The sequence below is a fragment of the Actinomadura xylanilytica genome (assembly GCF_030283145.1).
Taxonomy (GTDB): Bacteria; Actinomycetota; Actinomycetes; order Streptosporangiales; family Streptosporangiaceae; genus Spirillospora; species Spirillospora xylanilytica.
This window is the reverse complement of sequence record NZ_JASNWE010000003.1, coordinates 1,324,422-1,349,542: the sequence shown is the minus strand read 5'-3', so window position 1 is coordinate 1,349,542 and position 25,121 is coordinate 1,324,422. Positions and strand designations below refer to the sequence as shown.

The following is a 25,121-nucleotide window of genomic DNA, read 5'->3' as shown; positions in this document are numbered from 1 at the left end:
CCCGGTGGCTCCGGGCGGGTCCGGGCCGCGCAGCGTCCGCAAAACCGGCGGAAACCTCTGATCGCGCCCGGATATGGTGTGTCCATGCAGGTCAACCAGTCGGGAAAGCTCAGCAACGTCTGTTATGACATCCGCGGGCCGGTGCTCAAGCGCGCCAAACAGCTCGAGGCCGAGGGGCAGCGCATCCTCAAGCTGCACATCGGCAACCCCGCCCCGTTCGGGTTCGAGGCCCCGCCCGAGCTCCTCCAGGACATGATCCGCAACCTGCCGGAGGCGCACGGCTACAGCGATTCCAAGGGCATCCTGCCCGCGCGCCGCGCCATCGTGCAGCGCTACGAGGGCCAGGGCGTCACCGGGCTCGACGTGGAGGACGTCTACCTCGGCAACGGTGTCTCCGAGCTGATCGTGATGACGCTCCAGGCGCTGCTCAACGACGGCGACCAGGTGCTGATCCCGGCCCCGGACTACCCGCTGTGGACGGCGTCGGCCTCGCTGTGCGGCGGCACGCCGGTGCACTACCTGTGCGACGAGCAGGCGGGCTGGGCCCCCGACCTGGACGACATCGAGGCGAAGATCACCGACCGCACCCGGGCGATCGTGATCATCAACCCGAACAACCCGACCGGCGCGGTCTACCCGCGCCCGGTGCTGGAGCGGATCGTCGAGGTGGCCCGCCGCCGCAACCTGATCATCTTCGCGGACGAGATCTACGACCGGATCCTGTACGACGACGCGGTGCACACCTCGATCGCCTCTCTCGCCCCCGACCTGCTCTGCCTCACCTTCGGCGGGCTGTCCAAGAACTACCGGGTCGCCGGGTTCCGGTCCGGCTGGGTGGCGCTGTCGGGCCCGAAGGGGCACGCCGCGTCCTACATCGAGGGCCTGGACATCCTGGCCAACATGCGGCTGTGCCCGAACGTGCCGGGCCAGCACGCGATCCAGGCCGCGCTCGGCGGCTACCAGAGCATCGACGACCTGGTCCTGCCGACCGGGCGCCTCGGCGAGCAGCGCGACAGCGCCTGGAAGCTGCTCAACGACCTGCCCGGGGTGAGCTGCGCCCGCCCCGAGGGCGCCCTGTACGTGTTCCCGAGGCTCGATCCCGAGATGCACCCGATCGACGACGATGTGCGGTTCGCGTTCGAGCTGCTGGAGCAGCAGAAGATCCTCGTCGTCCAGGGGAGCGGCTTCAACTGGCCCGCCACCGACCACTTCCGCGTGGTCACCTTGCAGTACGCCGAGGACCTGGAGGAGGCCATCGGCCGCATCGGCGAGTTCCTGGAGAAGCGCCGCCGCTGAGCGGCGGACCCCCGAGCGGCGGACCCCTGAGCGGCGGACCTCGAGCGGCCGGCCCCGGGCCGGAGTCGGCCGGACCGTCCGGAAAGCGGTGGGACGGCCCGAATCTGGGAAGGCTTGCGACGGGGGTGAACGATGGACACAACTGATGGGACCGGAAGCGCGCCGGGACGTTCGGCACTGCGGGAACTGGACCGCGAGGAGTGCCTGCGGCTGATCGCCCCCGGCGGCGTCGGCCGGGTCGCGTTCGACGATGGGGAGGGCCCCACCGTCATCCCGGTGAACTACGTCCTGGACGGCGAGGCGGTGGTGTTCCGCACCAGCCTCGGCGGACGCCTGAACTGGAGCCTGACCACGGGCCTCGTCGGCGCCGAGGTGCGGATCGCGTTCGAGGTCGACCGCATCGACGACGCCGAGCACGAGGGCTGGAGCGTGCTGCTGCGCGGCGGCGCGCACCACCTGTCCGACGACGAGACCGCGGCCGAGGTCGTGCCCTGGCCGGGCGGCGAACGCGAGGCCCGCGTCCGCCTCACCCCCGGGGAGATCACCGGCCGCCGCCTCCACCGCGACTGAGCCCGCCGTCCGGTCGTGGCGGCGGTGGGGTCAGGGGCGGAGGTAGGGGCAGGGGCGGTGCGGATGTCGCCGTCATGCCCGACCGCCCCTTATGAGCCGTCCCCGCCCTACCTCACGCCGTCTTAGCCTGCGTCGCCCTAGCTTGCCTCGTCCTTGCCTGCGCCGTTCTGGCCCGTGCCGGGCTGCCCGGCCGCCTCGTCCAGACGGCGGAGGGCGCCGCGCACGGTATCGGGGTCGGTCGTCGCCCAGAACGGGGGCAGCGAGGTCTTGAGGAAGCCGCCGTAGCGGGCCGTCGCCAGGCGGGGGTCGAGGATCGCGACCACGCCGCGGTCGCTCATGGAGCGCAGCAGGCGGCCCGCTCCCTGGGCGAGCAGCAGCGCGGCGTGCGTGGCGGCCACCGCCATGAAGCCGTTGCCGCCGCGGGCGGCCACCGCGCGCTGCCGCGCCGAGGCGATCGGGTCGTCCGGCCTGGGGAACGGGATGCGGTCCATGATGACGAGCTGAAGCGCGGGACCCGGCACGTCCACGCCCTGCCAGAGCGACAGTGTGCCGAACAGGCAGGTCCGCTCGTCGGCGGCGAACTGCTTCACCAGCTGGGACGTGGAGTCCTCGCCCTGGCAGAGCAGCGGATGGGACAGGTGGTCCTTCAGCTCGTCGGCGGCCTGCCGGGCGGCGCGCATGGACGAGAACAGCCCGAGCGTCCGTCCGCCCGCCGCCTCGATCAGCTCGGTGATCTCGGTCAGGTACGCGTCGGCGAGGCCGTCCCGTCCGGGCTGGGGGAGGTGGCGGGCGACGTAGAGGATCCCGGCCTTGGGATGGTCGAACGGGGAGCCGACGTCGAGCCCGGACCAGCTGATCTCCTTGCCGCCGCCGCCGCCGGCGGCGTCGCTCGCACCGCCGCCGGTCTCCGCGTCGTCGGTCGCGGTGGTCGCGATGCCCTCGGCGGCCGTGCGGGCGCCACCGTCCTCGCCCCGCCGGGGACGGGCGGCGCCGCTCGGTCCGCCGAGGGACGGCAGGCCCCACTGGACGGCCAGCGGCTCGAACGAGCCGCCCAGGGTGAGGGTCGCCGAGGTCAGGATCGCGGTGCGCTTCTCGAACAGCGTGGTGCGCAGCAGGCCGCCGACGCCGATCGGGGCCACGCGGAGCGTCGGCGGGCGCCGGGGCCGGCCGTCCTGGACGAACGGCTTGTCGAGCCAGACGACGTCGGACCGCGCGGAGATCTCGGGCTGGAACGCCTCCAGCAGCCGCACCGCCGTGTCGTGCAGGTCGTTCAGCGAGGACCGGGCGGCCTTGCGCGCGCCCATGTCGCCCGGGTCGGTGTCCTTCTTCTCCGGGCCGATGGCGGTCAGGCAGGCGTGCGCCGCGTCGCGCGCGACGGCGAGGGCGGTGCCGATCGCGGGGGACAGGACGTCCATGCGCCCCGCCGGGTGGTCCTCCAGGAGAAGTCCGAGGCCCTCCGCCGACTCCGTCAGCCGCTCGGCGACGGACTCCTCGACGAGCCGTCCGCAGCGGCGCGCGGCGGTCTCCACCGCGGCCCCGCTCAGCTCGCCGGTCGCGACCGAGGTGACCCGGTCGACCAGCTCGTGCGCCTCGTCCACGATCACCACGTCGTGCTCGGGCAGGACCTGGAACTCCTCCAGCGCGTCGATCGCGAGCAGCGCGTGGTTGGTGACCACGATGTGCGCCTCGCCGGCCTCGGCGCGGGCCAGCTCGGCGAAGCACTCGGTGCCCTGCGGGCAGCGGGTCGCGCCGAGGCACTCCTTGGCGGTGACGGCCACCTGCCGCCACGCCTGCTCGTTCACGCCGGGGACGAGCTCGTCGCGGTCGCCGGTCCTGGTCTCCTCGGCCCACTCGTTCAGCCGCTTGACCTGCCGCCCGAGGGACGAGAGCTGCTGCGGGTCGAACAGGCTCTCGCTCTCCTCCTGGTCGTCGGGCATCCCGGCCTGCACCCGGTGCAGGCACAGGTAGTTGCGCCGGCCCTTGAGGATCGCGAACTTCAGATCGCGGCCGAGCAGCGGGCGCAGGGCCTCGGCCAGCCGGGGCAGGTCGCGGTCGACGAGCTGGCGCTGCAACGCGATCGTCGCGGTCGACACCACGACGGTGGTGCGCTTGTCCATCGCGTGCCGGATCGCCGGGACGAGGTAGGCGAGCGACTTGCCGGTGCCCGTGCCCGCCTGCGCGGCGACGTGCTCACCAGAGCCGATCGCCTGCTGGACGGCCTCGGCCATCTCCACCTGCCCGGGACGTTCAGCCCCTCCGATGGCCTCGACGGCGGCGGACAGCAGGGTCGCCATGTCTGGAATCTGGGTATCGCTGGCGGTCAGCAGATCAGGGGCGGGCACGTCGGCCAACGCTACCGGTCGTGGAGGACGAACGCGCCCGGCACCCATGAGCCGGGCCACATGATCGCGCGGACGCCCGGAGCGGGGCGGCCCCGGCGGGGGCGCCGCGCGGACCCGGCGTGTCCGGCACCGCCGCGGATCGGTCAAAATAGACGCCGTGTCTGCTGAAAGAGAAGTCCTGACCTGGGAGTCGTTCGGCACGGCCAGCCGTGAGCTGGCGCAGGAGGTCGCCGACAGCGGCTACCGGCCGGACCTGATCCTGTCCATCGCGCGCGGCGGCCTCTTCGTCGCCGGCTCCCTCGGCTACGCGCTGGACGTCAAGAACCTGCACGTCATGAACGTGGAGTTCTACACCGACGTGGACCAGCGCCTCGACCTGCCGGTGATGCTCCCGCCGGTGCCGAACGCCGTGGACCTGTCGGGCGCCAAGGTGCTGGTCGCCGACGACGTGGCCGACACCGGCGCCACCCTCAAGCTGGTCAGGGACTTCTGCGCCGATCACGTCGCCGACGTCCGGTGCGCGGTGGTCTACCAGAAGCCCCACTCGTCGGTGAAGTCCGAGTACGTGTGGAAGCACACCGACCGCTGGATCAATTTCCCCTGGTCGACGCAGCCGCCCGTGGTCAGCGCGGAGCACCAGGTGCTGGACGCCTGACCCCGGTTATCCACAGAACGCGATTCCAGTATCCGGGGCCCCGCGGTCCTGCGAGCGTCGAGTCATGCATCCCACGCCGGGAGGCGGCCCGACACCACTGGTGATCCGCACCGCCCCAGACGCCATCGCAGCCGTCCCCTACCTGCTGGGCTTCCACCCGTCCCGCAGCCTCGTCGTGATCGGTTTCTCCGGTCCCCACCAGACCTGCGCGATCCGCCTCGACCTGCCCTCCGCCGAGCTGACCGGCGAGGCGGCCGAACGGGTCGCCGCCATGCTCGCGGGCAACGCCTTTCGCGGCGCCCTGCTGCTCGGCTACGGGCCGGCCGACGAGGTCGCCCTCGCCGTCGGCCCGATGAGCGCGGCCCTGGAGGCACGGGGCCTCGCCGTCCCCGAGGCCATCCGGATCGCGGACGGCCGCTGGTGGTCCCTCACCTGCCCCGACGAGACCTGCTGCCCGCCCGGCGGCACGCCGTACGACAGCTCGGGCAGCGCCATCGCCGCCCAGGCCACCTTCGCCGGGCAGGTGGCCCTCGCCGACCGGGCCGAACTCGTCCGCTCCGTCGAGCCCGTCGGCGGCCTCGTCCGCACCGCCATGCGGGCCGCCACGGGCCGGGCCGAGCGGCGCTTCCTGAACTGGGCGCGCGACGGTCTCGGCCACGCCCAGATCCAGTCCCGCCTCTCCCAAGAGGGCCTGGCCCTGCTGCCCGGCCTGCTGGCCCGCACCCGCGACGGCCCCCCGAGCCACGACGAGACCGCCTGGCTCGGCGTCCTGCTGACCAGCCTGCGCGTCCGCGACGAGGCCTGGATACGCGTCGACCAGGACGCCCCCGGTGCCGACATCGCGTTCTGGCGCGACATCCTGCGCCGCGTCGAACGCCCCTACGCCGCGGCCCCCGCGTGCCTGCTGGCGTTCGCCGCCTACTCGGCCGGTGACGGCGGCCTGGCCAACATCGCCCTCGACCGCGCCTGCGACGCCGACCCCCGCTACTCGATGGCGTTCCTGCTCCGGGAGGTCATCGCCGCCGGCATCCCCCCGTCCCAGGCCCAGATGCGCATGACCCCCGAACAACTGGCAGCCGCCTACACCGACCAGGGGGACGGCTCCCCCGGAGAGGAGACCCATAAGGCCGGCTGACCCAGAGCCCGGCATCTCCCGACCACCCCTTGCCCGGATGCCGGGCCACCCACGTCCGCGCCATCGACCCGTCACCGCGTCCCTCATCACCTCAGAAACGCCGGCCGGCGTTCGGCAGGGGAGGCCCGTCGGCAGCCGCCCCATCAGTCGATCTCGGCGGCCGGCCGACCTCGGGCAGCGGGTGGTCCACAGCACGGCGGTGTTGAGGACCAGGCCGAGCTCGCGCGGACTCGGGCTGTCAGGAGGAGACGGCCTCGCCGGGGGTGCCCGGGTCGATGCGGCGGTCTCGGTTGCGGTCGTTCCAGGCGCGCATGCGCGGCGGGTAGCCGACGATCTGGACGTCGTAGATCGGCAGCGCGAGGTCGCGCGCGACCTTGCCGATGACCTTGGGGGAGCCGACCCGGCGGCGGGTCCACTCGCCGTCGGTGGCGACGGCGACGGCGGTGGTGTCGGTGGCGAAGGTCTCGGGCTCCACATAGAACTCGACGCCGGGGCGGGAGCGGGCGAACGCGATCAGGGCCTCGATGTCGGAGTCGGTGGCCTCGCGGTCGAGCCTGGTCACCGTGGACCCGCGGTTCTTGCGGATCCCGAAGCGGTCCCGGAACCTCATCGCGTTGCTCCGTCGTCTGCCAGCCCCGGGCGGATCCCGGAGTCACCGTGCGTGTACGACCATAACGATCCTTCCCCGCGCGCGGGTTCCCCGACACAGCCCCGTTGTCCGGTGGGCGGGGGGTGGTCCAGCCCTAAACTGGCGGACTCGAGTGATCAACAAGCGGGGGCGAGGGGGCGTTCATGGACGCGCGGCACGGGGCGGGCCTGGCCCGGCGATGGTCCGCCGCGGTCGTCGCGGCGGCGGTCTGCGGCTGGCTGAGCACGATGGCCCCCACCACGACGACGACGGCGGCGGCCGGGGCCGGCCCAGGCTCGGGCTCCGGCGTCCTGGTGAGCGGCCGCGGCGAGGGCGAGGCGGCACCGCCGCCCAAGCCCACGCCGCCGCCGGTCGACTGCGGGCAAGCGAAGTGCGTCGCGCTGACCTTTGACGACGGCCCGATGAACAGCACCGCCAAGCTGCTGGACATCCTCGCCGAGCGCAAGGTCAAGGCCACCTTCTTCATGGTCGGCGGGAACGCCGGGACCTACCCCGCGCTCGTCCGCCGCGAGCACGCCGAAGGGCACGAGCTCGGCAACCACAGCTACACGCACGCCGACCTCGGCCGCGCCTCCACCACGAAGATCATGTCGGAGCTGACCCGGACCCAGCACGCGATCCAGCGGGCCGGCGGCGTCTCGCCCAGGCTGATGAGGCCGCCGTACGGGTCCACCGGGCCCAAGCTGGCCGCCGCCACCAAGCGGCTGGGGCTGGCCCAGGTCCTGTGGACGGTCGACCCGCTCGACTGGAAGATCCGCAACAGCGCCGCCGTCGAGCGCAAGGTCGTGCGCGCGACCAGGCCCGGCTACATCGTGCTCATGCACGACATCCACCCGACCACCGTCGCGGCGGTGCCCGGGATCATCAAGCGCCTCGCCGCCAAGGGCTACGTCTTCGTCACCGTCTCCGAGCTGTACGGCGACCCGATGACCCCGGGCAAGAAGTACATCCAGCGCCCGGCCCCCCGAAAGGCGCCGACCAGGACCCCGTCTCCGGAGACCCCGGGCACAGCCGCCCCAGCGGATCGCTGATCCCGGACGTCTGCCGGCCGGGGGTCGCGGGACGCAGGGGGAGCGTGGGCGGGGCCGCCGGGCTTGGGAGGAGGGGCATCTCAGGGGCGGGTCAGGGTCTTCCCCGATGGCAGCGGGAAGACGGGGCGCCGACGATGGGGGATATGGACAGCAGCCACACGGTGGGGGACCTGCGGGTCTCGGACGCCGAACGGGAACCGGTCATCCAGCGGCTTCAGGAGGCGTACGCGGACGGGCGCGTCGATCATGAAGAGTTCGAGATGCGCATGCACCTGGCCATGACGGCCAAGACCCGGTCGGACCTCGCGGTGGTGTGCAGGGACCTGGTGCCGCCGGAGCCGGACCGGCGGCCGGCCGAGGCGGTGAGCGGGGAGGACCGGATGCTGGCCGCGGTCGCGCACGGGATCGGGTACGTCACGCTGTTCGTGGGGCCGCTGGTGCTGATGCTGCTGAGCGGCAGGCGGTCGGAGTACGTGCGCCGGCACGCGGCGGAGGCGGTGAACTTCCAGCTGACGGTGCTGGTGGTCACGATCGTGACGTTCGGGCTCGGCGGGATCCTGTACGCGGTGACGTGGATCGCGGCGGGCATCGCGGCGCTGATGGCGCTGAGCGGGCAGGACTTCCGCTATCCGTGGATCCTGCGGCTGGTGAAGTAGCCCGGGGGCGGCGGGTTCGGACGATGGCGGGGTGTCGCGGGGAGGCATCGAGGAAAGGCTGATATGACCGCGGGGGGCCGCGGTCGTCAGGGGCTGGGGCTGCCCCGCGCTGCACGCGCGGAGGCGGCCTCTCGGTTTTCGCCTATCGTTTTATTCCCCTCGCGACCTGTGATGACCCTAACGTCCTAGTTATGTGGAAGATACATGGGATGATCGATTTACTGTGTCCGGGAGGGGTAGATGACGGAGCTTCTGATCAACGGTGATCACCAGCGGGCGGTCGAGGCGCTCGAGCGGTCGTACGCGGCGATTCCGGCGGGTTCGCCGGTGCGGCTGGCCAAGCGGACCTCGAACCTGTTCCGGTGGCGGGACCCCTCGGACGCGCCGGGGCTGGACGTGTCCGGCTTCGACAAGGTGCTGAGCGTCGACGCCGACGCGCGCACGGCCGAGGTCCAGGGGATGACCACCTACGAGGACCTGGTGGACGCGACCCTCCCGCACGGGCTGATGCCGACGGTGGTGCCGCAGCTCAAGACGATCACGCTGGGCGGTGCGGTCACCGGCCTCGGGATCGAGTCCACCTCGTTCCGCGACGGGCTGCCGCACGAGGGCGTCCTGGAGATGGACGTGCTGACGGGCGGCGGCCGGGTCGTCACCGCGACGCGCGACAACGAGCACGCGGACCTGTTCTACGGGTTCCCCAACTCCTACGGGACGCTCGGCTACAGCGTGCGGCTCAAGATCGAGCTCCGCCGGGTCAAGTCGTACGTCCGGGTGCGGCACCTGCGCTTCGACGACGCCGAGACGTGCGCGCGGGCGATGGCGGAGATCACCGACAGCGGGGTGTACGAGGGCGAGACCGTCGACTTCATGGACGGCACGGTCTTCGGCCCGCGCGAGCAGTACATCACGCTCGGGTTCTTCGCCGACACCGCGCCGTACACCTCCGAGTACACCGGGCAGGGGATCTACTACCGGTCCATCCAGGAGCGGTCGGTCGACTTCCTGACCGTCCGCGACTACATCTGGCGCTGGGACACCGACTGGTTCTGGTGCTCGGGCGCGTTCGGGGTGCAGAACCCGCTCGTGCGGCGGGTGTGGCCGGATAAGGCCAAGCGGTCGGACGTCTACCGGAAGCTGGTGGCCTACGACCGCCGCTACCAGGTCGTGGCGCGGGTGGAGCGGTGGCGGGGGCTGCGGCCCCGCGAGGACGTCATCCAGGACATCGAGGTGCCGGTCGAGCGGCTGCCCGAGTTCCTGGAGTTCTTCCACGCCAAGGTCGGGATGAGCCCGATCTGGCTGTGCCCGCTGCGGGCCCGGGAGCGCTGGCCGCTCTACCCGCTGGAGCCGGGCCGGACGTATGTGAACGTGGGCTTCTGGGGGACGGTGCGGCTGCCTCCAGGGCAGATCCCGGAGTACCACAACCGGCTGATCGAGCGTGAGGTGGCGGCCCTGGACGGGCACAAGTCGCTCTACTCGACGGCTTTTTACGGCCGGGACGAGTTCTGGCGGTACTACGACGGGGAAACCTATCGGCGGCTCAAGTCGTCGTACGACCCCGACGAGCGGCTGCTGGACCTCTACGACAAGTGCGTGCGCGGGCGCTGAAACGCCCGCGGTATCGGGGGGAGGGCCCTGGTCGGGGCCGATGGGGAACCCATCGCCCCGCCGGGGCGGAGAGACAGGAGGAGCAAGATGACGCTGGCCAGGGTCTTCGAGCAGCTAGCCGGGGCTGAGGCGCCAGTGGAGTTCGCGGCCTACGACGGCTCGCGCGCGGGGGTGAGCGGCGCCGACATCAGGTTCGACGTGCGTTCGCCGTACGCGGTGTCCTACCTGGTGCATTCGCCAGGGGCGCTCGGACTCGCGCGCGCGTACGTCAGCGGCATGATCGACGTCAGCGGTGACATGTACACCGCGCTGTCGACGATGCAGCAGGTCCTCGGCGATGTGACGGCGCGCGACAAGGGGCGGATCCTCGGCGCGGTGCTGGGCGATCCGCTGCTGCGCGGCGCGCTCAGCCGGCGGCTGGACCCGCCGCCGCAGGAGGCGCCGTTCAGCCGCGTGCCGACCTGGCTCCGGCACTCCAAGCGGCGCGACGCCAAGGCGATCTCGCACCACTACGACGTGTCCAACGCGTTCTACGAGATGGTGCTGGGACCGTCGATGGCCTACACCTGTGCCTGCTATCCCGAGGAGAACTCCACCCTTGAGGAGGCGCAGTACTACAAGCACGACCTGGTGGCCGGCAAGATCGGCCTCAAGCCGGGGATGCGGCTGCTGGACGTGGGCTGCGGCTGGGGCGGCATGGTCATGCACGCCGCCGAGCACTACGGGGTGAAGGCGCTCGGCGTCACGCTCTCCAAGCAACAGGCGGAGTGGGCGCAGAAGGCCATCGCCGACCGGGGGCTGTCGGAGCTGGCCGAGGTCCGGCACATGGACTACCGGGACGTGACCGAGACCGGCTTCGACGCGGTCAGCTCCATCGGGCTCACCGAGCACATCGGCAAGGGCAACCTTCCCGCGTACTTCTCGTTCCTGTACGGGAAGCTGAAGCCGGGCGGCCGGATGCTCAACCACACCATCACCCGTCCCGACAACCTGGCGCCCGCGATGAAGCAGAACGGCTTCATCAACCGGTACGTGTTCCCGGACGGTGAGCTGGAGGGGCCCGGCTACATCCAGTCGCAGATGAACGACGCGGGCTTCGAGATCCGGCACCAGGAGAGCCTGCGCGAGCACTACGCCAGAACGCTGCTCGGCTGGTGCCGCAATCTGGACGAGAACTGGGACGAGGCGGTGGCCGAGGTCGGCGACGGCATCGCCCGGGTGTGGCGGGTGTACATGGCCGGTTCCGCGCTCGGCTTCGAGCAGAACTGGATCCAGCTGCACCAGACCCTCGGCGTGAAGGTCGGCGACGACGGCCTCTCGCACATGCCGCTGCGTCCCGACTGGGGGCCCTGAGCGCGCGTGAGGTGAACGGCGGGCGGCGGACCGGAACCCGGTCCGCCGCCCGCCGTCGTACGTCCAGGGGACGGGCTCAGAGGAGCTCCATCGTGTTCAGGATGTCGCCGGTGCTCGCGGGCATCGCGCCCTGCTTGGCGGTCACCGTCACCGTGCAGGTGCGGTCGCCGTCGGGGACCTGTCCCTGGTGGCCGGACAGCGTGCCCAGCGCGGACGCCATCTCGTAGGTGGCGCGGACGCCGGGACGGCCGCCGATGGTGGCGGTGGTGGCCTGGACGTTCCTCGCGCCGATCTGCTGGAGGCCCGTCCGGGTGGCGGCCTTGACCTGCTCCAGGGTCGTGCCGCCCGAGGGGGTGCACAGCGCGTTCACGTTCGTGGCGAAGGGCGTCTCCGTCGAGGCGGCCAGGACCGCGAAGACGCCCTTGCGCTCCTGGAGTTGGGAGATGCTGCGCATCATGACCTCCCGGTCGGCGCCCTTCAGCCCGAGCCGGTCGAGCCCGGAGGCGGCCTCGCCGTTGGAGATCGCGATGTCAACCCAGCCCTCCGGGATGGAGATGCGCACGCCGTTGTCCGGCCCGCCGACGGTCTTCCAGCCGCTCGGCGCCGCCTGTGCGGGGGGCGTGGTCTCCGGCGCGGCGGTGCCGGGCGGGCTCGCCGGCGGGGCGGCCGTCTCCGGCTCCCGGACGCCCAGGCACGCGGTCAGGGAGAGCGCGGTCAGGCCTCCGGCGAGCGTGCGGGCCACAGCCCGGCTGACGGTCATGGGGTTCCTTTCGCAGGCCTGTGTGGAGAAGATGCGTGGAACTGTAATTTGGTTGGCCCTCAGAAGGGTGACGTACACCACGACCGCGCCACCGGCCGGCGAGGAGACGCACCGGACATGACGGAGATCGACATGGCTGAGATCACGACTGGAACGGTCACCGCGAACGGGCTGGAGTTCGCCTACCTGGCGGCGGGGCCGGAGGACGGCCCGTTGGCGCTGTGCCTGCACGGCTTCCCCGACTCGGCGCACACCTGGCGGCACCTGATGCCGCTGCTCGCCGGGGCGGGCTACCGGGTGGTCGCGCCGTTCATGCGCGGCTACGCCCCGACCGCCGTGCCCGAGGACGGCGCCTACCAGGGCGGGGCGCTGGCGGCCGACGCGGTCGCGCTGCACGAGGTGCTCGGCGGCGGCCCGGACGCGGTGCTCATCGGGCACGACTGGGGCGCGTTCGCCACCTATGGTGCGGCCGGGCACGCGCCCGGACGCTGGCGCAAGGTGGTCGCGCTCGCCGTCCCGCCGATCACCGCGATGGTGAACACCTTCCTCGACTACGAGCAGCTCAAGCGGTCGTTCTACATGTTCCTGTTCCAGACGCCGCTGGCGGAGATGGCGCTGGACCGGACGTTCGTCGAGGGGCTGTGGCGCGACTGGTCGCCCGGGTACGAGGCGTCCGAGGACGTCGGGCACGTGATGGACTGCCTGGCCGCGCCCGCGAACATCGCGGCGGCGATCGGCTACTACCGGGCCATGCTCGACCCGTCGCGGCTCGTGGAGCGGTACGCGGCCGAGGAGGCGGCGACCACGGGGGAGTGGGAGCGCCCGATCCTCTACCTGCACGGCGCCGACGACGGCTGCCTGGGGGCGGACACGGTGATGCGGGGAGGCGGGCCGGACGCGGTGCTCGCCTTCCTGCCGGAGGGGTCGCGCGCCGAGATCGTGCCCGGCGGCGGCCACTTCCTGCACCTGGACCGGCCCGCCGAGGTCGGCCGCCTCATCATGGACTGGATCGCCGTCTGAGCCGCACCGGGCACTCGAATGTGATGCGCGTCACCCGGGATCAGGCTCCGCATGCCGCTCTCCTTTGAGATGGTTCAGGTAAACCGAATCCCATTCTATTCAGCGGGGGTCGCGTGATGCCGAGCGTCGAGGACATCGACCTGACGGACTGGGGTTTCTGGAGGCGCCCGCCGGACGAGCGGCACGCGGCGTTCCGGATCCTGCGGTACGAGCCCGGGCTCATCCGCTTCGAGGAACCCGACATCATCATCGCGCCGAAGGGGCCGGGCTACTACGCGCTCACCCGGCACGCCGACGTCGTCGAGGCGTCCCGGCGCCCGCAGGACTTCTGCTCGGGCAAGGGCGCCATCAGCATCCCGGACATGCCCGGCGACATGCACGAGTACTTCGGCTCGCTGATCAGCATGGACGACCCCCGGCACGCCAAGATCCGGCGGATCGTCTCCCGGGCCTTCTCGCCGCGCATGATCCAGCGGTTCGAGGACCAGGTCGAGGCGGTCGCCGGCGGGCTCGCCGAGCGGCTCGGCGCCGACGGCACCGGCGACTTCGTCGCCGACGTCGCGGCCCGGCTCCCACTGAAGATCATCTGCGACATGATGGGGATCGGCGCCGAGCACTACCGCGCGGTGCTCGAGGCCACCAACGTGATCCTGGCCGGCAACGACGCCGAGTTCCTGCCCACCGGCGACGTCGAGCAGCACGCGCTGGCCCTGCTCACCGCGGGCCAGACGCTCAAGGACCTGGTGGAGGAGATCGGCCGCGAGCGTCGCCGGGACCCCGCCGACGACCTCATCTCCGCGCTGGTCAACGCCAATATCGACGGCGAGTCGCTGACCGACCAGGAGCTCGGCTCGTTCTTCATCCTGCTGGTCGTGGCGGGCAACGAGACCACCCGCAACGCCATCGCGCACGGCCTGGACCTGTTCACCCGCGAGCCCGCGCAGCGCGCCCTGCTCACCGCCGGCTTCGACGCCCGGATGCCCGGCGCGGTGGAGGAGATCGTCCGGTACGTCTCGCCGGTGATCTGGATGCGGCGCACCGTCACCCGCGACACCATGCTGAACGACCACGAGGTCAAGGAGGGCGACAAGCTCCTCCTCTACTACGGGTCGGCCAACCGCGACGAGACCGTCTTCACCGAACCCGAGCGGTTCGACATCCTGCGCGACCCGAACCCGCACGTGGGCTTCGGCGGCCCCGGACCGCACTTCTGCCTCGGCGCGCACCTGGCCCGCCGCGAGATCACCGTGATGTTCCGGGAGCTGCTGCGCCGCCACCCCGGCATCCGCGCCGACGGCGAGCCCGAGCGCCTGGAGTCCAACTTCATCAACGGCATCAAGCGCCTGCCGTACGCGCTCTGACCGCCGGGCGGGCCCGTCCGGTCGACGCGCGGGTGAACACTCGGAGGCAGGGCGGCGAGATCCTCGGCGAACGGGCGGCGCTGCTCTAGCGTGGACGCGTCGAAGCGACGGCGTTCGGCCGTCGACCGCCCGCCCGGGAGTGCCCTGTGACCGAGACCGACCCCGCCGAGCTCGCCGGGCTGCGGGCGCGGGGCGACCTGCTGGCGGCCGACAACTCGGCCGTGCGGCTGCGCCTCGCCGAGCTGGAGAACGAGCGGGACGAGCGCGACCGCCAGATCGCCCGCCTCACCGGCGCGCTCACCGACGCCGCCCGCCGCATCGGCGACCTCGACCGCGAGCGGGCCGCGCAGGAGCACCGCGCCGAGCTGGCCGAATGGCAGATCGCCGCGCTGGCGACGCGGCGCTGGGCGCGGCTGGGCGGCGCGCTCACCGCGTTCCGCGCGCGCCCGGCCTCGCCCGCGTCGTTCCGGCGGCTGCGCGGCGCCTTGCGGGCCGAACCGGAGCCGCCCGAGCCGCCCGCCGAGCGCCGTCCGCCGCGGCACCCCGAGGTCAAGGTCGCCGACACCGAGTCGCTCGACGTCCCCGCCGCCGAGGTGCCCGAGGGCCCGGTCGCCCGGCCGGGGCTCACCGCGGCGGTGGTGCTCGGCCCGGTCCTGGAGGCCTCGCTCCGGTACGAGTGGCGGCAGGTCTCCGGGTTCGGCGCGGCCGACTGGCGCGAGGTCTTCGAGGCCGAACGCCCCGGCCTGCTGCTCGTCGAACCCGTCGCGACCGGGCTCCCGATCGCCGACCTGGCCCGCTGGTGCCGCGACCGCGGCGTCCCGTCGGTGTACTGGGACACCGGCCCTGGCCTCAGCGCCGACGCCGCGCTGTTCGACCACGTCTTCACCGTCGACGCGGACGCGGTCCCGGCCCACCGCGAACGCCTCGGGCACGACCGCGTCCACGCGCTCCCGTTCGCCGCCCAGCCCCGCCTGCACAACCCGGTCAGAGCCGGGGACCGGGGCCGCTACCCGCTGCTGTACGAGGGTGAGTACGACGCCGCAGCCGAACAACTGATCGCCCCGGCGCCGCGCCTCGGTGCCCACTTCTACGGGACGGGCTTCCCGCACATGTACCGCCAGCGGGTCGTGGCGCCGCTCCCGTACGGTCCGTCCCTCGCGGCGCGCAAGCGCTACCGCCTGCTCCTCGCCCCGGACCCGCGCCGGGCGGTCGAGGCCGCGGCGGCGGGCGTCCCGGTCGTCCACCACCGGGAACCCGCCGTGTCGCCCGCGTTCGGGCCGGTCGCGCGTGACGGCAAGGACGCGTCGAGGCTGCTGCGCGCGCTCCTGAACGGTCCCGAGCTGCGCGACCGGCAGGCGCACCTGGCGGTGCGGAGCGTCCATGAGGCGCACACCTACCGGCACCGGATCGACACCGTGCTGCGGATGCTGGACGAGGAACGCCCTGGCGGGGAGGCGCACTTCGCCGAGGCGGAGCGTCCGGCCGTCTCGCTGCTCCTGCCGACCTGCCGTCCCGAGCAGATCGGCCCGGCCATCGAGCAGGCAGCGCGCCAGACGTGGCGGCCCTTGCAGCTCGTCCTGGTGCTGCACGGGCTGGGCCTCGACCCCGCGGACGTGGAGAAGCGGGCGCTCGCGGCGGGCGTCGACGACGTCGTGGTGATCGCGGCGGACCGCTCGGTCTCGCTCGGCGGCTGCCTCAACCTCGCGATCGACGCCGCCGACGGGACCCACCTCGGCAAGATCGACGACGACGAGCTGTACGGCCCGCACTACCTGTCCGACCTGCTGCCCGCCTTCTCCTACACCGACGCGGGCGTGGTCGGGAAGCTCGCCCACTACGCCCACCTCGCCTCGATCGGCGCGACCCTGCTGCGCTATCCCGAGCACGAGCACCGGTACGTGGACGTGCTGCGCGGCGGCGCGCTGCTGGGGGAGGGCGACCTCATCCGCGCCTACCGGTTCGCCGACCTCGGACGCGGCGAGGACACCGACCTGTTCCGGCGGCTGCGCGCCGACGGAGTGCGGGTGTACGCGGCGGACCGGTTCTCGTTCATCACCATCCGGCACGCGGACGCGACCCGGCACACCTGGCGGCCGAGCGACCTCGAACTGCTCGCCGACAGCCGGCTCGCGTTCTACGGCCTCGCCGAGGAGCACGTCCTGTTCTGACGGCCGCCGCCGGCAGCGACGGCGGCGGCGGCGCAGTGTGATCGCCGCCGCCGTCCGGGCCCGGGCGGTGCCTCGGGTCAGCGCAGCTCGCGCTTGAGGATCTTGCCGGTGGCGGTCATCGGCAGCTCGTCGCGGAACTCCACGATCCGGGGGTACTTGTAGGCGGCGAACTGCTCCCTGCCCCAGGCGATCAGCTCGTCCTCGGTGACCGTGGCGTCCGGGGTGCGGATCACGTACGCCTTGATCTCCTCGCCGTGGGTGTCGTGCGGGACGCCCACCACCGCGACCAGCGAGACCTGCGGGTGGGTCAGCAGGACCTCTTCCAGCTCGCGCGGGTACACGTTGTAGCCGCCGCGGAGGATCATGTCCTTGGAGCGGTCGATGATGAAGTAGTAGCCCTCGTCGTCGCGGCGGGCCACGTCGCCGGTCCGGAACCAGCCGTCGCGGAGGGCGTCGGCGGTGGCCTCGGGCCGGTTGTAGTAGCCCTTCATGATGTTGTGCCCGCGGACGGCGATCTCGCCCGGCCCCTCGCCCTCGACCTCTTTCCAGTCGTCGTCGATGAGCTTCATCTCCACGCCCCAGATCGGCAGGCCGATCGACCCCGGCTTGATGGGCCGGTCGGGCCGGTTGAACGAGGCGACCGGCGAGGTCTCCGACAGTCCGTACCCCTCCAGGATGTCCTCGCCGAACTTGTCCTTGATGCCCTTGATGACCTCCATCGGCAGCGCCGCGCCGCCCGAGACGGCCACCCGCAGGTTCTCCCGGACGGCCGCCAGGTCCTCGGCCGAGGTGTCGTCGTTGAGCAGGCCCCAGTACATGGTGGGCACGCCCGCGAAGACGTTCACCTTCTCCTTGACCATCAGCGCGATGGCCTCCTTGGCGTCGAACCTCGCCTGCATGACCAGCGTGGCCCGCCGGTAGAAGCCCACGTTCATCACGCAGGTCTGCCCGAAGATGTGGAATAGCGGCAGCGTCACCAGCGAGGTGTCGTGCAGCGTCCTGGCGAACAGGGTGTCGTCCACCATCGCGTTGGTCAGCAGGTTGCCGTGCGTCAGCTCGGCGCCCTTGGGCTGCCCGGTGGTGCCGCTGGTGTAGATGATCACGGCGGTGTCGGTGGCCTCGGTCGGCTCCGCGTCGAAGGTGCCGGGCTGGCCCGCCAGCGCCGCCCAGAACAGCTCGGCGCCCTCGATCGGGGACTCGATGGTGGCCAGGCTCGCCGGGAGCAGGAAGAAGTGCTCGCAGCCGTCGGCCTGGTCGAACCCGGCCTTGCCCATCTCGCCCAGCGGGAGCTGCGGGGCGCCCTCGAAGCAGAACAGCGCCTTGGCGTCGGAGTCGGCCAGGTGGTAGGCGATCTCGCGTGGTTTGAGCAGCACGTTCAGTGGGACGACGATCGCGCCGGCCTTGAGCGCGCCGAAGTAGATCATCGGGAAGTAGGGCAGGTTCGGCGAGGAGAGCGCGACCTTGTCGCCCGGGCCGATGCCGCGCGACCGGAGCAGGTTGGCGACCTGGTTGGCGATCGAGTCGACGAAGGAGTACGAGAGCCGCATGTCGCCGAAGACGACGGCGTCGCGGTCGGGCGTCTCCCGGGCGGCATCCTCAAGCAGGACCGACAGGTTGAGCATGGCTCTCCTCGCGCGGGGATGGTTCACCAGCGGTTGTTACCGACGAGTGTATGAATCGCTGGCCACATCCTGGTGCATCGGCTTCCGCCCGCGCCATCCCCTGTGCGCCGATTTGGTCCGGTGCACAACGGGGGACGGCGCGGGTTGGTCCCGCGGACGGGGAGCGGGCCGGGATCAGCCGAAGTTCACGTCCGCGCAGGAGTAGAAGGCATTGCCGGTGTCGGCGATGTCCCACACCGCCAGGAGCAGGTGCCGGCCGTGCTTGGCGGGCAGCGTGCCGGTGTGCGACACCGTGCTGGACGGGCGCTGGCCCCCGTAGCTCTGGCTGAGGAACGGCTGGGAGTCGAGCGCGGCCCTGGTCAGCGGCTGGGACGGGTTCCAGCCGTCCCTGGTCAGGAAGTAGCGGAACGAGGTGGTCGCGTGCACCGCGGTGAGCTTCCAGGAGATGGTGAACGACGAGCCGCCGGACACCGCGGTGGCCGGCCACTGCCCGCCGCGCGGGTCGTCGAGCGGCGCCCACCGGCTGTCGCCCGCCGCGCAGATCTTGCCGTCGGCGGGACCGGAGCCGGGGAACCCCTTGGGGCCCTCGACGCTCTGGGGCTCCCACTGGATCTCGCCGCAGCCGGTCACCTGGCCGGTGGCGCACAGCGAGCTGCGGCTCGGCGGCGAGGTGGTGTAGCCGTGCGAGAGGGCCGGCGTGGCGAGCGCCAGCGGCAGGCCGACGGCCGCGGCGGCGCCGAGGGCGAGGGTCCTCTTCCTCGGGAGGGCGGGTCTCGGGATGCGTGGTTTCCTGGGCATACTCGGTTCTCCTTGCGGGGGGTCTGCGGGGGATGACCTTGATCGGAGTCGGCAGCCGGGGGAGCTCCGGACACCTCCCTTCTTATAGGAAACCTTCCTATTGACTAGGAGGTTCGGCGCTCGGGACCGGCACGTCAAGGCCCAACCCGCCCGTCGGTGCGGCGCGACCCGGACCGGTCCGGGTGGACGGGTGGACCGGTGGCCGGATCCGGCCTGCGCCGGTTCCGCGGACCGCGATATGTCGCGTGCGGACCGGTCCCGCCCGTTACGATGACCGGTCCCGACGAGGAAAGGCGCACAATCTTGATCATCTTCGGCTGGCGGGTGGTGTTCTTCACGCTGAGCAGGGGCGTCTTCCACTGCCCGGAATGCGGCGGCGACCGGGAGTACCGGCGGCGCTACGGCCGCAACTTCTTCAGCCTCTTCTTCATCCCCGTCATCCCGCTCAACAAGTCGGGGGGCGAGTTCGTCCAGTGCGACACCTGCAAGGGCCGCTGGAACACCGCTGTGCTGGAGATCCCGACGACCGCCGAGCTGGCCCAGATGCCCGCGATGCTGCTGCGCATGGCGGTGTCGCAGGTGCTCCGCTCCGGCGACCCCGCCCACCAGGGCGCCCGGCGGCGCGCGGTCACCGTCGTCCGGCAGGCGGGCGACGCCGGCTACGACGAGGCCGCGCTCGACGGCGACATGGGCCGCTCGTTCGACCAGGTGCGCGCGGAGATGGCCCGCGCCTCGTCCGCGCTGGCCCCCGAGGCGCGCGAGAGCATCCTGCGCGCCGCCGCCGAGATCGCCCTGGCCGACGGGACGCTCAGCGTGTCGGAGGAGGAGACCCTCGCCGCCGTCGGCACCGATCTGGAGCTCACCCGCGTCCAGGTGACCGGGGTCGTCTCCCTGGCCCGGCAGTCCTCGGGCCACTGACGCTCGGTCCGGCGGGAAGGCTTGCGGTTGCGCTAGTCTTCATGTATGCCAGCCAGGCTGCTCCCCGACCGGCCACGCTGACGCACTGGCGTCAGCGTGGTGGCCCCTCCTGCGAGAGGGGCCGTTTCATGTTCGGCGGACGGCCCCCACGATCCCGTTGATGAAAGACCGGAGTCTGTAAGCGTGAGCAGCGACGAGCAGTACGACCCGCGGGCGGTTCAGGACAAGTGGCAGGACCGCTGGGCGGAGCTCGACCCGTTCGCGGCTGCGGCCGGCGACGACGGCCGCGAGCGCCGTTACGCGCTGGACATGTTCCCCTACCCCTCCGGTGACCTGCACATGGGCCACGCCGAGGCGTTCGCCATCGGCGACGTCGTGGCGCGCTACTGGTTCCAGAAGGGCTACAACGTCCTGCACCCCATCGGGTGGGACTCCTTCGGGCTGCCCGCCGAGAACGCCGCGATCAAGCGCGACTCGCACCCCGCCGAGTGGACCTACGCCAACATCGACACGCAGGCGGCCTCGTTCCACCGCTACGCGCCCTCGTTCGACTGGTCCCGCCGGCTGCACACCTCCGATCCCGAGTACTACAAGTGGACGCAGTGGCTGTTCCTGCGCTTCTACGAGCGCGGCCTGGCCTACCGCAAGGGCGGCCAGGTCAACTGGTGCCCCAACGACCAGACCGTGCTGGCCAACGAGCAGGTCGTCGGCGGGCACTGCGAGCGCTGCGGCGCCCTGGTCGAGAAGCGGGTGCTGACCCAGTGGTACTTCAAGATCACTGAGTACGCCGACCGGCTGCTGGACGACATGGCGCAGCTCGAGGGCAAGTGGCCCGAGCGGGTGCTGCTGATGCAGCGCAACTGGATCGGCCGCTCCACCGGCGCCGACGTCGACTTCGTCATCGAGGGCCGCGACGCCCCCGTCACCGTCTACACCACCCGTCCCGACACGCTCTACGGCGCGACGTTCATGGTGGTCGCCGCCGACGCCGCGCTGGCCGACGAGATCTGCGCCCCCGAGCAGCGCGCCGCGTTCGAGACCTACCGCGAGGAGGTCTCCCGCGAGAGCGAGATCGAGCGGATGTCCACCGAGCGCGAGAAGACCGGCGTCTTCCTCGGCCGCTACGCGGTCAACCCGGTCAACGGCGAGCGGATCCCGGTCTGGGCCGCCGACTACGTGCTGGCCGAGTACGGGCACGGCGCGATCATGGCGGTGCCGGCGCACGACCAGCGCGACCTCGACTTCGCGCTGAAGTTCGGGCTGCCGGTCCGGGTGGTGGTGCGGACCGGCGAGGCCGACCCCGCCGAGACCGGCGTGGCCACCTCGGGCGACGGCGCGATCGTCAACTCCGGCCCGATCGACGGGCTGACCAAGGCCGACGGCATCGCCGCGATCACCGAGATCCTGGCCGGCAAGGGCCTCGGGAAGGCCGCGGTCAACTTCCGGCTGCGCGACTGGCTGGTGTCCCGGCAGCGGTTCTGGGGCTGCCCGATCCCGATCGTGCACTGCCCCTCGTGCGGGGAGGTCCCCGTTCCCGACGACCAGCTCCCGGTGACGCTGCCGGGCAACCTGCGCGGCGCCGACCTGTCGCCCAAGGGCACCTCCCCGCTGGCCGCCGCGTCCGACTGGGTGAACGTCGCGTGCCCCAAGTGCGCCGGCCCCGCCAAGCGCGACACCGACACCATGGACACCTTCGTCGACTCGTCCTGGTACTACTTCCGCTACTGCTCGCCGGGCTACGAGGGCGGCCCGTTCGACGCCGAGCAGGTCCGCCGGTGGATGCCGGTCGACCAGTACACCGGCGGCGTCGAGCACGCCATCCTGCACCTGCTCTACAGCCGGTTCTTCACCAAGGTCCTGCACGACATGGGCATGGTCGACTTCACCGAGCCGTTCACCCGGCTGCTCAACCAGGGCCAGGTCATCCTCAACGCCAAGGCGATGTCCAAGTCCACCGGCAACCTGGTCGACCTCGGCGAGCAGATCGCCGAGTACGGCGTCGACGTCGTCCGGCTGGCGATGCTGTTCTCCGGCCCGCCCGAGGACGACATCGACTGGGCCGATGTGTCCCCGCACGGGATGTCCAAGTTCCTGTCCCGGGTCCACCGGATCGCCGCCGAGACCGCCGCCGCGCCCGGCACCGACCCCGCGGCCGGCGACGTCGCGCTGCGCCGGGTCACCCACCGGACCATCGCCGAGGCCACCGCGCTGGTCGAGGGGCACCGGTTCAACGTGGCGATCTCCCGGGTGATGGAGCTGGTCAACGCCACCCGCAAGACCGTCGACTCGGGTGCCGGCCCCGCCGACCCCGCCGTCCGCGAGGCGGCCGAGACCATCGCGATCGTGCTGTCGCTGTTCGCCCCCTACACCGCCGACGAGGCGTGGGAGCTGCTCGGCCGCACCGCGCCGGTCGCCACCGCCGGCTGGCCCGCCGCCGACCCGTCGCTGCTGGTCGAGGAGTCGGTCACCTGCGTCGTCCAGGTCGCGGGCAAGGTCCGCGACCGGATCGAGGTCGCCCCCGGTATCGCCGCCGAGGAGCTGGAGCGCCTCGCGCTCGACTCCGCCAAGGTCCGGGAGGCCCTGGCCGGCGCCGACATCAACAAGATCATCGTGCGCGCCCCCAAGATCGTGAACATCGTTCCGTCCCGCTGAGCGCCCGCGCCGTCTTCGCCCGCGCCGTCTTCGCCCGCGCCCGACCGGCGGACGAGGACGGCGGCCGTGCGGCCCCAGGGCCGGACAAGGCGGAAGCGGCCTCGGGAAATCCCGGGCCGCTTCCGTTCTGCCGTCTCGGCGCGGGGTCCCTCCGGTCTCGGGGCCGGGGGGCGCCGTGCCGCGTCACATCTTGCGGAGGACCGCCACGACCCGGCCGAGCACCGACGCCTCGTCGCCCGGGATGGGCTCGTAGGCGGAGTTCTGGGGCATCAGCCAGATGTGCCCGTCCTTGCGCTTGAACGTCTTCACCGTGGCCTCGCCGTCGATCATGGCGGCGACGATGTCGCCCTGCTCGGCGACCGGCTGCTGTCGGACGACCACCCAGTCGCCGTCGGCGATGGCGGCCTCGATCATCGAGTCGCCGCTGACCTTCAGCAGGAAGTGGGTGCCCTCGCCGACCAGCTGCTTGGGCAGGGTGAACACGTCCTCGACGGCCTCCTCGGCCAGGATCGGGCCACCGGCGGCGATCCGGCCGACCAGCGGCACGTACGCGGGCGCGGGCCGGGTCGAGGCCTCCTGTCCGTTGGCGACCTCGTAGGAGTCGGGCTCGGTGCGCACCGGGGTGGCGCCCGGCACCCGTACCTCGACCGCGCGCGGCCGGTTGGGGTCGCGCCGCAGGAAGCCCTTGCGCTGCAACGCCCGGAGCTGGTGCGACACGCTGGAGGTGCTGGTCAGTCCGACCGCCTCGCCGATCTCCCGCATGGACGGAGGGTAACCGCGGCGCTGGACCGAGTCGCGGATCACCTCGAGCACCATGCGCTGCCGCTGGGTCAGGCCGCCTTCGTCACCGGGGCCGTCGGGCGTTTCCCGGACCTTGCTCATCGCTGGTCGCCTCCTGGGCGCTTCGATCCGTCACTCCTTGTCATGGAACGTTATCGCGTCCGGGCTGGATGATCAAACAATTGTTCGAAGAAGGTGCTCGCGTTTCGGGGCTGGGCTGCGGTAGAACATCGTACAGACGTTCGATCGAAAGTTAGTTCGAAGATCAACGATCGGCGGCTGACCGTGAGGAGGCCGGGATGGCGGGTTCGCTCCACCGGGGGGACGCGGTGCGGGGTGGTCCGGGGTCGGGGGACCTGAAAGCGGGCGGTGCGGGACGGGCGGGGGCCGACAGGCGGCTGAGACTTGTCCGCTCCGGTGAGGCGACGGCGCGACGGGGGACGCCGTCGAGAAGGGCGGGGCCGCGCGCGGCGGGGTCGCGTGGGGCCGAGCGGCAGGGGGCGGGGCCACGGAGGGTGGCGCCGGGGCGGCAGCCGATCCGGCTCACGCGGCGGGGGCGCGTGGTGCTGGTGACGTTCGCGGCGGCCGTTCTGCTCGTGGCGCTGTGGCTGACCGTCGGCCGGGAGGCCAGGGCCGGTTCCGGGGACGCGTCCGCGGCGGAGGGCGGTGTCGTCGCGGCGAGCGAGGGCGTCCGCACCGTCGTGGTCGAGCCCGGCGACTCTCTGTGGGAGATCGCGGTCGGCGTCGACTCCGGTGCCGATCCGCGCGTGATCGTGCAACGCGTCATGGACCTGAACGGCCTGTCCGACGCCTTCGTCCAGCCCGGCCAGGAGCTCCGCCTGCCGGAGCGCTGAGCGCCCGCCGGGGCGGCCCTGCGGGCACCCTCGCGATGACCTTCGCTGACCTGCGGAGAACGACGAAGTCGCAGCTCAGAGTGACCGTGCGGGCGCGACACGCCCGGGGTGGGGCCCGTAAGGCTCGATGTGACCAGGGTCTACGCGGGAGGCTCCCGTTCCAGGTTGCGAAGCCCCCTCCGGCCCCTTACGGTTGACCACAACATCTAGTAGTCACACGGATGTCATTAACCACAAGTTGTGTTCTTGTGGCGCTGTCCTGACCGTGTGACCGGGTAAAGGGTCAGGGGAGGAGGGAACGCGTGCACTGCCCGTTCTGCCGCAACCCTGACACCAAAGTGATCGACAGCCGTTCCACCGACGACGGCGGGGCCATCAGGCGCCGCCGCTCGTGCCCGGAGTGCGGCAAGCGGTTCACGACGCAGGAGAACGTGCTCCTGATGGTGGCCAAGCGCAGCGGGGTCACCGAGCCGTTCTCCAGAGAAAAGATCATCGCCGGGGTGCGCAGGGCCTGTCAGGGCCGCCCGGTCGACGAGGATGCGCTGGCCAAGCTCGGTCAGCGGGTCGAGGAGGCGCTCCGGGCGGCCGGAGCGGCGGAGGTCCCCTCGCATGAGGTCGGCCTCGCGATCCTCGGGCCGCTCGGCGAGCTCGACGAGGTCGCCTATCTGCGATTCGCCTCGGTCTACCGGAGCTTCGAGTCGCTCGACGACTTCGCCAAGGAGATCGAGTCCCTGCGGACGGCCGGTTCCTCGGGGGAGCCTGGCCCGTCCCGGTAGGGGCGGATCCGACACAACGGCACATCAGCACGACGACAGCACTTGAGAAGCGCCCGCGACCGGGATGACCCGGGCGGCGGGCGGAGTTGTTCCTGGACAGGGCCCGGCGGGAGGGCC

21 protein-coding genes are annotated in these 25,121 nt (G+C 71.9%); 15 read left to right on the top strand and 6 right to left on the bottom strand.

The window, feature by feature from the left end:
- The first annotated feature begins 84 nt into the window (after window positions 1-84).
- Together QP090_RS23760 and QP090_RS23755 are read left to right on the top strand one after the other, a co-directional pair.
- A complete protein-coding gene (locus QP090_RS23760; protein ID WP_285941354.1) occupies window positions 85-1,296 on the top strand; it encodes a pyridoxal phosphate-dependent aminotransferase in 1,212 nt (403 codons plus the stop codon).
- Window positions 1,297-1,428: 132 nt separating this feature from the next.
- Complete coding sequence (locus QP090_RS23755) at window positions 1,429-1,866, top strand: pyridoxamine 5'-phosphate oxidase family protein (RefSeq protein WP_285941352.1); 438 nt, start codon at window positions 1,429-1,431, stop codon at window positions 1,864-1,866.
- A 137-nt stretch (window positions 1,867-2,003) separates the two neighbouring features.
- Here QP090_RS23755 and QP090_RS23750 read toward each other — a convergent pair whose 3' ends face one another.
- The gene (locus QP090_RS23750) at window positions 2,004-4,160 is read right to left on the bottom strand and encodes an ATP-dependent DNA helicase (protein ID WP_285941420.1); all 2,157 of its coding nucleotides are present in this window, start codon (window positions 4,158-4,160) and stop codon (window positions 2,004-2,006) included.
- A 205-nt stretch (window positions 4,161-4,365) separates the two neighbouring features.
- Here QP090_RS23750 and QP090_RS23745 point away from each other — a divergent pair, with 205 nt between their 5' ends.
- Window positions 4,366-4,863, top strand: a complete 498-nt coding sequence (locus QP090_RS23745) for a phosphoribosyltransferase (protein ID WP_285941351.1) — start codon at window positions 4,366-4,368, stop codon at window positions 4,861-4,863.
- 64 nt (window positions 4,864-4,927) lie between these two features.
- A complete protein-coding gene (locus tag QP090_RS23740; RefSeq protein WP_285941350.1) occupies window positions 4,928-5,998 on the top strand; it encodes a DUF4192 domain-containing protein in 1,071 nt (356 codons plus the stop codon).
- Between the two features lie 238 nt (window positions 5,999-6,236).
- Here QP090_RS23740 and QP090_RS23735 read toward each other — a convergent pair whose 3' ends face one another.
- Window positions 6,237-6,608, bottom strand: a complete 372-nt coding sequence (locus QP090_RS23735; RefSeq protein ID WP_285941349.1) for a hypothetical protein — start codon at window positions 6,606-6,608, stop codon at window positions 6,237-6,239.
- A 182-nt stretch (window positions 6,609-6,790) separates the two neighbouring features.
- On the opposite strand from QP090_RS23735, the gene QP090_RS23730 reads away from it, so the two are divergent.
- The 4 genes from QP090_RS23730 (at window position 6,791) to QP090_RS23715 (ending at window position 11,295) form a co-directional block, all read left to right on the top strand.
- The gene (locus QP090_RS23730; RefSeq protein WP_285941347.1) at window positions 6,791-7,678 is read left to right on the top strand and encodes a polysaccharide deacetylase family protein; all 888 of its coding nucleotides are present in this window, start codon (window positions 6,791-6,793) and stop codon (window positions 7,676-7,678) included.
- 143 nt (window positions 7,679-7,821) lie between these two features.
- Window positions 7,822-8,334 (top strand): DUF1707 and DUF4870 domain-containing protein, encoded by a 513-nt coding sequence (locus tag QP090_RS23725; RefSeq protein ID WP_285941345.1) that lies wholly within the window; start codon window positions 7,822-7,824, stop codon window positions 8,332-8,334.
- 240 nt (window positions 8,335-8,574) lie between these two features.
- A complete protein-coding gene (locus QP090_RS23720; RefSeq protein ID WP_285941344.1) occupies window positions 8,575-9,942 on the top strand; it encodes an FAD-binding oxidoreductase in 1,368 nt (455 codons plus the stop codon).
- A gap of 87 nt (window positions 9,943-10,029) precedes the next feature.
- Complete coding sequence (locus QP090_RS23715) at window positions 10,030-11,295, top strand: class I SAM-dependent methyltransferase (protein ID WP_285941343.1); 1,266 nt, start codon at window positions 10,030-10,032, stop codon at window positions 11,293-11,295.
- A gap of 76 nt (window positions 11,296-11,371) precedes the next feature.
- On the opposite strand, the gene QP090_RS23710 is transcribed toward QP090_RS23715, so the two are convergent.
- A complete protein-coding gene (locus QP090_RS23710) occupies window positions 11,372-12,055 on the bottom strand; it encodes a hypothetical protein (RefSeq protein WP_285941341.1) in 684 nt (227 codons plus the stop codon).
- 132 nt (window positions 12,056-12,187) lie between these two features.
- On the opposite strand from QP090_RS23710, the gene QP090_RS23705 reads away from it, so the two are divergent.
- The 3 genes from QP090_RS23705 to QP090_RS23695 all read left to right on the top strand — a co-directional run bounded on the left by QP090_RS23705 (window position 12,188) and on the right by QP090_RS23695 (window position 16,604).
- Window positions 12,188-13,075 (top strand): alpha/beta fold hydrolase, encoded by an 888-nt coding sequence (locus QP090_RS23705; RefSeq protein ID WP_285941339.1) that lies wholly within the window; start codon window positions 12,188-12,190, stop codon window positions 13,073-13,075.
- A gap of 116 nt (window positions 13,076-13,191) precedes the next feature.
- Window positions 13,192-14,436 (top strand): cytochrome P450, encoded by a 1,245-nt coding sequence (locus tag QP090_RS23700; protein WP_285941338.1) that lies wholly within the window; start codon window positions 13,192-13,194, stop codon window positions 14,434-14,436.
- A gap of 146 nt (window positions 14,437-14,582) precedes the next feature.
- Window positions 14,583-16,604, top strand: a complete 2,022-nt coding sequence (locus QP090_RS23695; RefSeq protein ID WP_285941336.1) for a glycosyltransferase family protein — start codon at window positions 14,583-14,585, stop codon at window positions 16,602-16,604.
- Window positions 16,605-16,681: 77 nt separating this feature from the next.
- Here QP090_RS23695 and QP090_RS23690 read toward each other — a convergent pair whose 3' ends face one another.
- Together QP090_RS23690 and QP090_RS23685 are read right to left on the bottom strand one after the other, a co-directional pair.
- On the bottom strand, window positions 16,682-18,226 hold the full coding sequence (locus tag QP090_RS23690; RefSeq protein WP_285941334.1) for a long-chain-fatty-acid--CoA ligase: 1,545 nt from the start codon (window positions 18,224-18,226) through the stop codon (window positions 16,682-16,684).
- Window positions 18,227-18,400: 174 nt separating this feature from the next.
- A complete protein-coding gene (locus tag QP090_RS23685) occupies window positions 18,401-19,024 on the bottom strand; it encodes a lytic polysaccharide monooxygenase auxiliary activity family 9 protein (RefSeq protein WP_285941333.1) in 624 nt (207 codons plus the stop codon).
- Window positions 19,025-19,327: 303 nt separating this feature from the next.
- On the opposite strand from QP090_RS23685, the gene QP090_RS23680 reads away from it, so the two are divergent.
- Together QP090_RS23680 and leuS are read left to right on the top strand one after the other, a co-directional pair.
- Window positions 19,328-19,942 (top strand): zinc-ribbon domain-containing protein, encoded by a 615-nt coding sequence (locus QP090_RS23680; protein WP_285941332.1) that lies wholly within the window; start codon window positions 19,328-19,330, stop codon window positions 19,940-19,942.
- Window positions 19,943-20,125: 183 nt separating this feature from the next.
- Entirely contained in the window at window positions 20,126-22,594 is a 2,469-nt protein-coding gene (gene leuS / locus QP090_RS23675) for a leucine--tRNA ligase (protein ID WP_285941331.1), read from the top strand.
- Window positions 22,595-22,777: 183 nt separating this feature from the next.
- On the opposite strand, the gene lexA is transcribed toward leuS, so the two are convergent.
- The gene (gene lexA / locus QP090_RS23670) at window positions 22,778-23,476 is read right to left on the bottom strand and encodes a transcriptional repressor LexA (protein WP_285941329.1); all 699 of its coding nucleotides are present in this window, start codon (window positions 23,474-23,476) and stop codon (window positions 22,778-22,780) included.
- A gap of 461 nt (window positions 23,477-23,937) precedes the next feature.
- Between lexA and QP090_RS23665 the strand changes: the two genes are divergently transcribed.
- Together QP090_RS23665 and nrdR are read left to right on the top strand one after the other, a co-directional pair.
- Window positions 23,938-24,228 carry a LysM peptidoglycan-binding domain-containing protein gene (locus tag QP090_RS23665; RefSeq protein WP_285941327.1) on the top strand — a complete coding sequence of 97 codons (291 nt, stop codon included), beginning with the start codon at window positions 23,938-23,940 and terminating at the stop codon, window positions 24,226-24,228.
- Window positions 24,229-24,530: 302 nt separating this feature from the next.
- The gene (gene nrdR, locus QP090_RS23660; RefSeq protein WP_285941326.1) at window positions 24,531-25,004 is read left to right on the top strand and encodes a transcriptional regulator NrdR; all 474 of its coding nucleotides are present in this window, start codon (window positions 24,531-24,533) and stop codon (window positions 25,002-25,004) included.
- Window positions 25,005-25,121: the final 117 nt, after the last annotated feature.